This is a genomic window from Nitrincola nitratireducens, assembly GCF_000585235.1.
Lineage (GTDB): Bacteria > Pseudomonadota > Gammaproteobacteria > Pseudomonadales > Balneatricaceae > Nitrincola > Nitrincola alkalisediminis.
In genome coordinates this window covers 109109-122468 of record NZ_AONB01000008.1, presented here as the reverse complement: position 1 = coordinate 122468, position 13360 = coordinate 109109, and the positions used below count along the sequence as shown (strand labels likewise).

At 46.3% G+C, this 13360-nt stretch carries 9 protein-coding genes and 1 pseudogene; 1 reads left to right on the top strand and 9 read right to left on the bottom strand.

Annotated features, from left to right (window positions below):
* Positions 1-43 precede the first annotated feature (43 nt).
* From sthA to D791_RS09070, 9 genes and pseudogenes are all read right to left on the bottom strand, one after another.
* A complete protein-coding gene (sthA, locus tag D791_RS09110) occupies positions 44-1444 on the bottom strand; it encodes a Si-specific NAD(P)(+) transhydrogenase (RefSeq protein WP_036510552.1) in 1401 nt (466 codons plus the stop codon).
* Positions 1445-1539: 95 nt separating this feature from the next.
* Positions 1540-1785, bottom strand: coding sequence for a (Na+)-NQR maturation NqrM (nqrM, locus tag D791_RS09105; RefSeq protein ID WP_036510549.1), 246 nt, complete (start codon positions 1783-1785; stop codon positions 1540-1542).
* A gap of 95 nt (positions 1786-1880) precedes the next feature.
* Positions 1881-3107, bottom strand: a complete 1227-nt coding sequence (gene nqrF, locus D791_RS09100) for an NADH:ubiquinone reductase (Na(+)-transporting) subunit F (protein ID WP_036510546.1) — start codon at positions 3105-3107, stop codon at positions 1881-1883.
* 38 nt (positions 3108-3145) lie between these two features.
* Complete coding sequence (gene nqrE / locus D791_RS09095; RefSeq protein ID WP_036510543.1) at positions 3146-3754, bottom strand: NADH:ubiquinone reductase (Na(+)-transporting) subunit E; 609 nt, start codon at positions 3752-3754, stop codon at positions 3146-3148.
* Positions 3755-3757: 3 nt separating this feature from the next.
* Positions 3758-4417 (bottom strand): NADH:ubiquinone reductase (Na(+)-transporting) subunit D, encoded by a 660-nt coding sequence (locus D791_RS09090; protein WP_036510539.1) that lies wholly within the window; start codon positions 4415-4417, stop codon positions 3758-3760.
* 2 nt (positions 4418-4419) lie between these two features.
* On the bottom strand, positions 4420-5256 hold the full coding sequence (locus D791_RS09085; protein WP_081763800.1) for a Na(+)-translocating NADH-quinone reductase subunit C: 837 nt from the start codon (positions 5254-5256) through the stop codon (positions 4420-4422).
* Positions 5246-6454, bottom strand: coding sequence for an NADH:ubiquinone reductase (Na(+)-transporting) subunit B (locus D791_RS09080; RefSeq protein WP_036510536.1), 1209 nt, complete (start codon positions 6452-6454; stop codon positions 5246-5248). Before D791_RS09080 ends, D791_RS09085 begins: the two co-directional genes overlap by 11 nt.
* A gap of 11 nt (positions 6455-6465) precedes the next feature.
* Positions 6466-7805: pseudogene (locus D791_RS09075) on the bottom strand (Na(+)-translocating NADH-quinone reductase subunit A).
* A 358-nt stretch (positions 7806-8163) separates the two neighbouring features.
* Entirely contained in the window at positions 8164-9600 is a 1437-nt protein-coding gene (locus D791_RS09070) for a glyceraldehyde-3-phosphate dehydrogenase (protein WP_036510533.1), read from the bottom strand.
* Between the two features lie 246 nt (positions 9601-9846).
* On the opposite strand from D791_RS09070, the gene mfd reads away from it, so the two are divergent.
* Complete coding sequence (gene mfd, locus D791_RS09065; protein WP_081763803.1) at positions 9847-13287, top strand: transcription-repair coupling factor; 3441 nt, start codon at positions 9847-9849, stop codon at positions 13285-13287.
* Positions 13288-13360: the final 73 nt, after the last annotated feature.

Sequence of the window (13360 nt, the reverse complement as noted above, 5' to 3'; positions counted from 1 at the left end):
CCCAGTAAAAACTGGGGTCGTGTATTCAAACAATCCAATCAACTTACAAATTCGAAACTCGATTTATGCCAGCAATTGCAGCAACTCGATAGGCCTCGGCCATTGTTGGGTAGTTGAAAGTTGTGTTTACGAAATACTTTAAGGTATTCGCCTCTCCGTCCTGTCTCATAATGGCTTGACCGATATGAATGATCTCTGATGCCTGATCACCAAAGCAATGAATACCCAATATTGCAAATGTCTCTCTGTGAAAGAGAATTTTCAACATGCCGACAGGCTCACCAGAAATCTGTGCTCGCGCCGTATCCTTAAAGAAAGCCTGCCCCACTTCGTAAGGCACACAATCACGCGTTAACTCTTCTTCTGTTTTACCGATCGAACTGATTTCCGGAATGGTGTAAATACCCGTCGGAACCTCATTAATGTAGCGGAAATCATCTGCCTGAAGCAAATCCGATGCCGCTGCACGCCCTTGATCTATCGCAGCAGATGCCAAACTTGGCCACCCAATGACATCACCGACAGCATAAACACCTTCACATGCTGTCTGATAGTGATCATTAACCTCCAACTGACCACGCGAATTCGCTTTTAAACCTATCTTCTCTAGCCCCAAATCAGCCGTATTACCTGTCCGACCAGCACACCAGAGAAATGCATCGGCACGCATACGCTTTCCAGATTTAAACTCAATTGTCACACCTTTTGCATCACCTTCTATAGATGCATATTCTTCGTTATGACGAATCTTTACAGCGTTATTCCGGAGATGGTAACTAAGCGCGTCTGAGATTTCAGCATCTAAGAACGACAAAAGCCGATCACGATTATCAATCAAATCCACCTTCACACCTAAACCGCTGAAGATAGAGGCATACTCACAGCCAATAACACCTGCGCCATAAATCACCATGGTCCGCGGGGTGTGGTTAAGTTTCAAAATTGAATCGGAGTTGTAAATACGAGGATGTTTAAAATCAACATCGGAAGGACACCACGGGCTTGACCCCGTCGCAATAATCACATTCTTGGCGCGAAGAATTTCACCCTCACCTTTACTGCTTTTAACAATAATGACGCCCTTTTCTTCAAAACGTGCTATACCAAAAAAAACGTCAATACGATTACGAGCATAGAAATTTGTTCTTAACATCACCTGATTTGAGATGACTTTTTCAGCGCGACGCAGAACCTTGGGGAACGAAAACCAACGCGGCTCACCGATATCACGGAACATAGGGTTGGTATTAAATTCAATGATTTGTTTGACTGAATGTCTAAGCGCTTTGGAAGGAATGGTCCCTTTATGCGTACAATTACCGCCTACAGTATCCTGCTCTTCAACCACCGCAACCCGCAGTCCTTTTTTTGCTGCATTCATTGCAGCACCTTCGCCTGCCGGTCCAGAACCGATTACGACGACGTCGTAGTCATACTCAGCCATTCTTATCCCCTTAATCATTAGTGTATGCACTTAGGACAGTTATCAAAACGCGTACAGCATCTGCCAGACAAGCGCTAGATGCAAGCAAATGGATCTTAACCTTTAGACTTAACTTCGTAAGCCAGATCGTCTGCTACCGCTTTTTCAACTGTCGATTTTTTTAATTGTTCTTCATCACAAATCGTTTTATCACCGCCACAAATATCACAGTCTTTAACGACACCCAAAGCACTCATTCCGCCACAAGAGCCCGCTATAGGCTTACGCCCCATTAATACGCCCACGGACATCGCCAATGTTAATACCAAAAGAACTGTTAAGGTAATTGCAAATGTTTCCATAAATCCTCCTTTGCCCATCAAAAAAAATGGCCGGAACCTAAATTACCGACCATTTTAACGAACAATTGGGTTGTTTGGCTAATTAATCAGCTCAATCAGCCGCCGAAATCATCCAACATGATGTTTTCTTGCTCAACACCCATATCCAACAGCATCTTAATAACCGCTGAATTCATCATTGGTGGTCCACACATGTAATATTCACAATCTTCAGGTGCATCATGATCACGTAAGTAGTGCTCATACAACACATTGTGAATAAAGCCCGTGTATCCTGTCCAATTATCTTCTGGAAGAGGATCTGAAAGAGCCAAATGCCATGTAAAGTTTGGATTTTCTTCAGCCAGCTTATCAAACTCTTCAACGTAGAAGGCCTCGCGCAATGAACGCGCACCGTACCAGAAGGTAATCTTACGAGTTGAGTTTAAGCGCTTCAACTGATCGAAGATATGTGAACGCATTGGCGCCATACCCGCACCACCACCAATGAAAACCATCTCATTGTCAGTATCGCGAGCAAAGAATTCACCAAATGGACCATACACATCAATCTTGTCACCTGGTTTCAGGTTAAACACATAAGATGACATGATTCCAGGCGGTAGATCAGTGCCCGGCGGTGGAGATGCAATACGAATATTGAATTTAACAACGCCGCGCTCTTCAGGATAGTTCGCCATTGAGTATGCACGAATCGTTGTTTCGTTCACTTTCGAAACATAACGCCACATGTTGAACTTATCCCAGTCTCCACGATACTCAGGCTGAATATCGAAGTCTTTGTAGTTAACAACGTGTGGAGGGCACTCCAACTGCACATATCCACCGGCCCGGAAGTCAACGTTCTCACCTTCAGGTAGACGTAAGGTCAACTCCTTGATGAAGGTAGCAACGTTCGGGTTAGAGTCGACAGTACAGGTCCATTTTTTCACACCAAAGACATCATCTTCGACATGAATTTTCATATCTTGCTTAACGGCAACCTGGCAAGAAAGTCTCCAGCCTTCTTTACCTTCGCGCAGTGTAAAATGTGACTCCTCTGTCGGCAGCATTGAGCCACCGCCATCCAAAATTTGACATTTACACTGTGCGCATGTTCCGCCGCCACCACAGGCTGATGCGAGGAACACACCTTTATCAGCCAAAGCATTCAATAACTTACCGCCCGCAGGGACAGTAATTCTTTTTTCCGGGTCACCATTGATATCAATAGTAACAGATCCGGAACTGACCAGTTTTGAGCGAGCGGCCAAGATTACAGCAACCAGTGCAAGCACCACCGCTGTAAACATCACCACGCCCAGAATAATTTCTGCATTCATCAGCTTATTCCACCCTTCTGCTATTCATACCCAGCGGATTAAAGCGATACGCCGGAGAACGACATAAAGCCCAATGACATCAAACCAACAATAATGAAGGTGATACCTAAACCGCGCAGACCCGCAGGAACATCGCTGTATTTGAGCTTCTCACGAATACCCGCTAATGCAGTAATCGCTAACGCCCAACCTATGCCAGCACCTGCACCGTACACAATACTTTCACCAAAGGTGTAATCACGCTCAACCATAAACAGTGCAGCACCCATGATGGCACAGTTAACGGTAATCAATGGCAAGAATACACCCAGCGCGTTGTAAAGTGCGGGTACGTATTTGTCTAGGAACATTTCCAGGATTTGCACCAATGCCGCAATTACACCGATGTAGGAAATAAAGCCCAAAAAGCTCAAGTCCACATCAGGATAACCCGCCCAGCTCAATGCCCCTTCGCGTAGCAAATAGTTATAGATGAGGTTATTGACTGGCGTTGTAATGACCAGCACGACAACAACCGCAACACCTAAGCCAAAAGAGGTTTGTACTTTCTTAGAGATGGCCAAAAAGGTACACATTCCCAAGAAAAATGCCAAGGCCATGTTCTCAATGAAAATGGCACGAACGGCAAGGCTAATATATTGTTCCATAGTTTACACCGCCTCCTTACTGGTGTTGGGTGCAATCACAAACTCAGGCTTCTCAACTTGTTCTGGATACCAAGTCCGAATCGCCCAAATCAAGATACCGATCAGGAAGAATGCGCTTGGCGGCAACAACAACATACCGTTACTGTAGTACCAACCACCGTTCGTCACCAAAGGCAGGATCTCGAAACCAAACAAAGAACCAGCACCTAGAAGTTCACGGAAGAACGCAACAAACAGTAAAACCATGCCATAACCCAAACCATTACCCAATCCATCGATAAAACTTGGCAGTGGTGGATTTTTCATTGCAAAGGCTTCTGCACGTCCAAGAACGATACAGTTTGTGATGATCAATCCCACGAAAACGGATAATTGCTTCGATACATCGTAAGCAACTGCTTTTAGGATTTGGTCAACCACAATAACCAAGGAAGCAATAATCGTCATTTGCACAATGATACGGATGTTACTTGGAATGTGGCTTCTGATCATGGATACGAACAAGTTTGAAAAGGCTGCAACCGCCATAACCGCCAAGGTCATAACAACAGCATTGTTCATATTGGTTGTAACCGCCAGAGCTGAACACACCCCCAATACCTGTAGAGCGATGGGGTTGTTCTTAAAGATCGGTGTTATGACAATTTCTTTAGTGTTCGACATGCTTACACCTCCTCCGCTGAGTCCAGCTCAGCTGCATCATCATTCAACTGCACGTCTTCAACGGCTGTCTTAGCGCGCAAGTTAGCAATCAAAGGCGCATAGCCAGTTTCGCCCAACCAGAACTGAATCATGTTAGTCACACCATTCGCTGTTAGGGTTGCACCTGCCAAGCCATCGATACGATGCTCTGCACCCGCAAGACTTGGATCAACAGACCCTTTCACAACGCGGAGCGCAGGCTGCGTGGTCTCAACATTTGGATAAATTTGCTTGCCTATCCAAGATGCTTTCCACGAAGGGTTGTCAATCTCTCCACCCAAGCCCGGCGTCTCGGCATGCTCATAGAACCCAAGACCAGCAACCGTGTTCAGATCGCCTTCTAGAGCTAAGAAGCCATACATGGTTGACCAAAGACCATAGCCATATACAGGCAGAATCAGAGTTTCAATACCGCCCGCATCGCTTTCAACCATGTAAACAGGCATCAGGTTTGGCTGACGCTTGATTGACGCGATATCCGTGCGACGATCCAAAGCCACCGAACGCGACGGATCACCCGCTGCGCGACGGAAGTCTTCAGCTTCAGGCGCATCGACAAACTCACCTGTATTGATATCAACAATACGCGTGGTTATCTGACTGAACAACTCATCAACTGTCTTACTCGGATCAGTAATACCCGCTGCTCTGAGTATATTCGACTTACGATCTTGATCCATGTTGTACTGCTGCATGGGCTTGAGCAAAACCGCAGCCGCTGACACGACAACCGAACATACTACGCAGAGTACAACGGCTACCGTGACTGTCTTTTTAATCGAGTCATTATTAGACGACATTGCGTAACATCCTCCGCTTGATATTCGCTTGAACAACAAAGTTGTCAATGAGCGGTGCAAACAGGTTGGCAAACAGAATGGCGAGCATTATCCCCTCTGGGAATGCTGGGTTGACAACACGAATTAAAATGGTCATCACGCCAATCAGAGCACCAAACACCCACTTACCTGTATTGGTCATTGAAGCTGAAACAGGGTCGGTTGCCATAAAGAACATACCAAACGCCAAGCCACCAATCACGAAATGCCACCAGAACGGAACACCGAACATCGGGTTAGTCTCTGATCCGATCACATTGAACAGCAAAGTAGTACCAATCACACCCAATGCAACGCCGGCCACAATTCGCCAAGCCGCTATTTTGGCGTACATAATAATGGCACCGCCTATCATGATCGCCAAGGTCGAGACCTCGCCCACGGAGCCTTGAACCGTTCCTATAAATGCACTGAACCAACTGATATCAGTTGCTAAAATTGCATCTACGCCGCCCATTGCCGCAAGACCTAACGGAGTCGCTCCAGAGAAGCCATCAACCGCGGTCCAGATTGCATCACCTGAAATTTGCGCTGGATACGCAAAATACAGAAAGGCACGACCTGTCAGCGCCGGGTTCAGGAAGTTTTTACCTGTACCACCAAACACTTCTTTACCAATGACCACACCGAAAGTGATACCTAAGGCAACTTGCCATAAGGGTATGGTGGCTGGAAGGATCAGTGAGAAAAGGATAGAGGTCACGAAGAAACCTTCGTTCACTTCATGCCCACGCTTCATAGCAAACAGGACTTCCCAGAAGCCGCCCACTATAAAGGTGACTGCGTAGATTGGCAGCCAGTACGCGGCACCGTGCAGGATATTATCCCAAACACTGCTGGCATCGTAGCTTGTCAAAGTAGACAAGATCGCTCCACGCCAACCTGGCGCTGCCGTGATACCCAAATCAGCCATCGCCGTGTTGGCTTGTAAGCCCACACTGTAAAGACCGAAGAAAACAGCTGGGAACGTACACATCCACACAAGAATCATCATGCGCTTCAGGTCGACCGCATCGCGGACGTGAGCACCCGCTCGTGTCACTTGCCCTGGGGTATAAAAAATTGTATCGACGGCTTCGTAAAGCGCATACCATTTTTCATATTTACCGCCTTTGTGAAAATGCGGTTCCATTTTATCGAGAACAGTTCTTAAACTCATGACAGCCCCTCTTACGCTTCTTTCTCGATGCGCGTTAGATTATCGCGAAGAATTGGGCCGTACTCGTATTTGCCAGTACAAGCAAAACTACAAAGTGCCACATCTTCTTCATCTAATTCAAGGCAACCGAGCTGCATAGCTAACACTATATCGCCCGTTACCAATGCACGCATCAACTGTGTGGGTAAAATATCCAGAGGCATCAACTCTTCAAACTGCCCAACAGGTACCATTGCACGCTCTGAGCCATTGGTCGTCGTCGTAAAGTTGAAACGTTTAGCAGGATTCAGCTTTGAAGCAAACATATTCAACACAGAGAATTTCTCTGTTCCCGGCACAACCCAGCCCATAAACTCACGTTTATCGCCTTCAAGCAACACGCTAATTTGATTAGCATAGCGGGAGAGATAGGCCAGTGGACCGTTTGCGGCAAAGCCTTTCCAAACAGAACCGCTGATGACTCTGTTCTTACCTGTACGAAGCTTACCAGCGGTTAGCTCATTCAAGTCAGCACCCAAACGCGTGCGAACGAGACTTGGCTTTTCAACCTGAGGACCGGCCAATGCAACCACTCTCTCGACGGACAAATGACCCGTTGTAAAAAGCTTTGCAACAGCAACAACATCTTGGTAACCAATACTCCAGACCGTTTTCTTCTGAGAAACCGGATCAAGGAAGTGTATGTGGGTTCCTGCATTACCGGCTGGGTGAGGCCCACTGAACTCTTCAGTCACAACGTTTGCAGTGCCTGTGATAGTCGAACCCGCAGCCTTACAAAGGTAAACTTTTCCGTCAGTCAATTTTGTCAGCAATTCAAGACCTTGCTGAAACAAAGCTTCCTGACCAGCCAAAACAACTTCTGGGCTTGCAGCCAAGGGGTTGGTATCAATTGCTGTGACAAAAATAGAATTGGGAACGGAGCCCAACTGCGGTACTTTGCTATAAGGCGTGTTCTGAACGCCGTCCACAAGCCAGATTTGATTAAATTATCCTGGACCTGCTCACGCGAAAGTGAACCTAATTGCGATGCTTCATAACGAGCGAATTCTACTGATTCTTCTTGCTCATCCAGCTCTATCACAACCGATTGCAGTACGCGACGATCACCACGATTAATTTCTTTAACAACACCAGCACCGGGAGAAGTGTACTGAACACCCTCTGTTTTTTTATCGGTAAAGATCACCTGTCCGAGCTTAACACGATCGCCTACTTTGACAGCCATGGTGGGTTTTAACCCCACATAATCATAGCCAATCAAGGCAACAGAACGCACCTTCGCAGCGTCGTGAATCACCTGCTCTGGTTCACCCGTAATTGGTAGATCCAGACCCTTTTTGATCTTGATCATTCGCCTCACCCAATCTAACTAAAAATTTTAGGATTTTTATTATTATCTGATCGCGCAAATGCACAAAAACCTGTTTTAAAACAAGAGTGATTCGCATTTACAGAAAAAACAAAAAACCCACCTAAAAACTTTTTCATTATACCTGAGAGACGTGTCGTTTTTCTACCAAACACTTAGATGGATAAACCCTTCTTAAGTGTTAAATGAAGACAAAGACATAGAAGAGTTTGGAATAAAATTATAACTAGATGGAAACTATAATATTTAGGCAGGATATAGCGCAAAAAGCCGACGTAAAACAGGGTGATATAAAAGCATCCCTATTCTACGCCGACTCTTAAATTAAAACAAAAAACGACTAAGCTTCAACTGGGAAGGTTTTCAATGTGCACTGGCAAATATGCTGTGCCATACGAATAACCTGACAGCTGTAACCGTACTCGTTATCGTACCAAACGTAAAGAACACAACGGTTGCCTTCGGCGATTGTAGCCAGCGCATCGACAACACCTGCTGCACGCGAACCAACAAAATCAGTTGAAACCGCTTCTGGTGAATTGCTGTAATCCACTTGCTTTTGCAAGTTTGAATGCAACGCAATGTAGCGCAGATAGTCATTCAACTCATCACGGTTGGTTTCAGACTTCAAGTTCAAGTTAAGAATTGCCATCGACACGTTCGGTGTAGGAACACGAATAGCATTTCCGGTCAGCTTACCTTCAAGCTCTGGCAGGGCTTTCGAAACGGCTTTTGCAGCACCGGTTTCAGTCAAAACCATATTAAGCGCAGCAGCACGACCACGGCGACTACCCTTGTGGTAGTTATCAATTAAGTTTTGATCATTGGTGTAGGAATGGACCGTTTCAACATGGCCATTCTCAATACCATATTTATCCTGAAGCGATTTTAAAACAGGAACAATGGCATTGGTTGTACAAGATGCAGCAGACAGAATCGTATCTTCTGGCGCTATATCATTGTGGTTAACACCCATCACAACGTTTTTCATGTTTTTGCCAGGCGCAGTCAAAAGAACCTTAGCCGCCCCTTTTGCCTGCAAATGACGTGACATAGCTTCGGCATCACGGAACATACCCGTGTTATCGATCACTAATGCATTGTCGATGCCGTAGGCTGTGTAATCAATGTCTTCTGGCTTATCTGCAAAAATGACCTTGATAGAGACACCATTCGCAACAATAGCTTGGTTCTCTTCATCAACCTGAATTGTCCCTTTGAAAGAGCCATGAACAGAGTCACGACGCAACAGGCTTGCACGCTTTTCGAGATCGTTATCCGCTTTACCTTTGCGCACAACAATCGCACGCAACCTTAAGCTATGACCAACACCTGCACGATCTACCAACTGACGTGTCAAAATACGACCTATGCGACCAAAACCATACAGAACAACATCTGTTGGATTACGGTCATCTGCAGGGCCCGTTGTCACTGCAAGCTCGTCTGATACAAACTGTTTCAGATCACGCCCTTGCGCATCAGCACGGAACTTAATGGCTAACTTAGCAATGTCTATATGGGCATTGTGAACATCCAGTTCACTTACGATCTCAAGCACAGGGAAGGTATCAACAACGGATAACTCTTCACCCTCTACCTGACGTACAAAGCGGTGCGCCTTGATGATGTCAATGACAGAGCGTTTAACGATCACACGACCGTAAACAGATATTTCTACATTGCGTTCACGATACAGACGGCCGATCAGGGGGATCATTGCCTCTGTAATAGACTCACGCGCATTCCAGTCCGCTAAAATCAGTTCTTGGCTCACAGTTCACTCCGAAATTGTAAAGGCTCAATTTGCGTGCGCGCATTATCCTCATTTCTTTCCTTCGGATCAAACGAAGATGGATAGACTTTCGTCCGAACAAGTCGCAAGATTAGCGTATTAATGAATCCAATGTAGATTATTTACGTACTTTTATATTTTAGATCTTTTAATCTTGCCTTGGTTGGCTGCGAAGTAACATTCGAACCGGCAAGTTTAGTTTTACTCTTTTTAAGGAGATCGATTTTGCTGGCAACCTTTTCTCATCCCTTGCCTCACAAAGCAGGCGATTTAAAGCGGCTTGGACAAGTCTGTGGCAGCAGCACAGGACTGCTCCTGCAACAACTCTCGTCTAGGCACACTCAGGGGCCTATTCTGATGATCTGCCGCGATAATGAGATGGCCCTTCGTATTCGTCAAGAAACGGAATTTTTTTCTGGCACATCTGAAAATATTTTATTCTTTCCTGATTGGGAAACACTTCCCTACGATAATTTTTCACCCCATCAAGACATTATTTCTCAGAGAATCGAAACGCTTTATCGCCTACCCAGCTTAAAACGGGGCATTTTGATCGTCCCCATTTCCACCCTAATGCAACGTATTGCGCCTGAAAACTTCATTACCGGCCACAGTCTCCACCTTGAAAAAAAACAGCAACTGGACCCTGAACGACTTCGTCACCAACTCATTGCAGCAGGCTATCAGGCGGTCAATACCGTATACGAACACGGTGAGTTTGCGGTTCGTGGTGCTATTATTGATATTTTTCCCATGGGCAGCGACACCCCCTTCCGCATCGAATTATTAGATGATGACATAGATACCCTTCGAACCTTTGAACCCGACTCGCAACGTTCCATCGAGCACATAGACCGCATCCGATTACTACCAGCAAAAGAGTTTCCATTTAATACCGATTCAATACGTCAGTTTAAGCAACGTTGGCGCGAACGATTTGATGTAGACTTTAACCTTTGCCCTGTATATAGAGATGTATCGGATGGTGTAACACCTGCAGGCATCGAATACTATTTACCCTTATTCTTCGACACCCTGGCAACGCTGTTTAACTACCTGCCCGCAACGACTCTGATTGTTGAAGAAACCGGTGTATTTGAAGCCGCTCAGAATTTCAAACGCGAAATTGATGTGCGCTATGAGGAGCGTGCTTACGACACTCGTCGTCCACTCCACTCTCCGCAAGAGCTGTATTTACTACCGGATGATTTGTTTAGTACGCTAAATAACTACCCACGTATTCGCATTCAAGAAGCGGCGGAAACCCTTAAACCCGGGCGCGACAACTTGCCTTGTATTGCACCAGTTGACTTAACCTCTGTGCATGGCAGCGAGTCCCCCCTTGAAAAGCTCATTGAATTAATACAGCGGGATTCAACCCCAATTCTCTTGTGCGCGGAATCGGCTGGCCGAAGAGAAGCTCTATCGGAGCTGTTGCGCCGCAGCCAACTGAAGGCCAAGGAATTTGAATCTTGGGATGCATTTTGTGCCGCTCCTGCTCCCTTAGGACTCACGGTTTTTCCGCTTGATCGTGGCATTTCAATCCCAAACGTCCTGCATTTAGTCACCGAAACCCAGCTTTTTGGCCGTCAAATTTTTCAGCGACGCCGTCGCCAACGTGAAAAAGATCAATCCGACCAGGCGATACGCCACCTGTCTGAGTTGACTGAGGGTGCTCCTGTTGTGCATATCGATCACGGTGTCGGACGCTATCGGGGGCTTCAAAGCATTTCAGTTGAGGGTCAAATCAACGAGTTTCTAACGCTAGAATATGCCAATGAAGCGAAGCTCTATGTCCCCGTCTCCTCACTGCAACTGATTAGCCGCTACACAGGCGCCAGTGATGACGTCGCTCCTCTGCACCGCTTGGGCACTGAGCAGTGGAGCAAGGCTCGTCAAAAAGCCGCAGAAAAGGTTCGAGACACGGCAGCGGAACTACTGGATATTTACGCACGACGAGACGCGCGTGAAGGCTTTTCGTTCGAGTTTCCAGAAAAGGATTATGCTCGCTTTGCGGCCACCTTCCCTTTTGAGGAAACACCGGATCAGTTCAATGCGATTGAGGCCGTTATTCGAGACATGCGCGCCGCCAAACCAATGGATCGTTTGGTGTGTGGCGACGTCGGTTTCGGAAAAACAGAAGTGGCTATGCGCGCTGCATTCATTGCGGCTCAATCTGGCAAACAAGTTGCGGTTTTAGTACCCACTACCCTCTTGGCACAGCAGCACTACGATAATTTCTGTGATCGCTTTGCCGACTGGCCAGTTAATATCGAATTGATTTCACGCTTTCGCAGCGCGAAACAGCAAACTTTGATCGCTAAACAATTAGCCGAGGGGCAAGTCGATATCCTGATTGGCACTCATAAGCTAATTCAGGGGAGCTTACATTTTAAAAATCTAGGCCTACTCATCATCGATGAAGAGCACCGCTTTGGTGTTCAACAAAAAGAGAAAATAAAGGCATTGCGTGCAGAAGTCGACATTCTGACACTCACAGCAACGCCCATTCCAAGAACACTCAATATGGCGATGTCAGGCATGCGTGATCTGTCAATCATTGCAACGCCGCCTGCACGCCGCCTCTCTGTTAAAACATTTGTCCGCCAATCAGATCCAGCACTTCTGAAAGAAGCTATTTTGCGTGAACTGCTTAGAGGTGGACAGGTTTACTATCTGCACAACGAAGTGAAGACAATTGAAAAAGTGGCCGCTGAACTGGATGCAATGGTTCCAGAGGCGCGAGTGGCCATTGGGCATGGTCAAATGCGTGAGCGTGAACTTGAGCAAGTGATGAGTGATTTTTATCACAAACGGTTTAACTTGCTGGTGTGCACCACCATCATTGAAACGGGTATCGACATTCCTAATGCCAATACCATTATCATCGAGCGAGCCGATAAGTTTGGCTTAGCACAATTGCATCAACTTCGAGGACGCGTCGGTCGCTCGCATCACCAAGCGTATGCTTATTTGATGACGCCAGACCCACGCAATATGACAGAAGATGCCAAAAAGCGCTTAGAAGCCATCAGTGAAGCCTCTACGTTAGGTGCAGGCTTTACCCTTGCAACACATGATCTTGAAATCAGAGGCGCAGGGGAGCTGCTTGGGGAAGAACAAAGCGGTCAAATGCAAACAATAGGCTTTGGTCTGTATATGGAAATGCTTGAGCAAGCGGTGCAAATGATCCGTGAGGGCAAAACACCAAACATGGATAAACCACTTCGATACGGCTGTGAAGTCAACCTGAACCTATCCGCCATTATTCCCGATGACTACTTGCCTGATGTGCATAACCGCTTGATGCTTTACAAGCGAATTTCAAACGCTAAAGACGCGAATCAGCTTCGTGAAATACAAGTCGAAATGATCGACCGTTTTGGACTTCTCCCAGAACCCACTAAGCACCTGATTCGTCAAACTGAACTCAAATTACATGCCGAAAAACTGGGCATCATAAAACTTGAAGCAAGCGCAAAAGGTGGCAAGATTGAATTTGACGCGGAGCCCAAGGTTGAGCCAATGAAGTTAATCAGCATGATTCAACGTCAACCCAAGGTCTTTAAATTAGACGGTTCATCAGGTCTGCGTTTCACATTACCAATGAACTCTGTGGAGGAGCGCTTTAAGCACCTAGAGGCACTCATTGAGCATTTAAGCACCTGACTCCTGACAGGAATTGAGGCAGACGTTAAAAACGACGTGTTCAGCAATCGATAGTGTGATGCTGAACACGCTT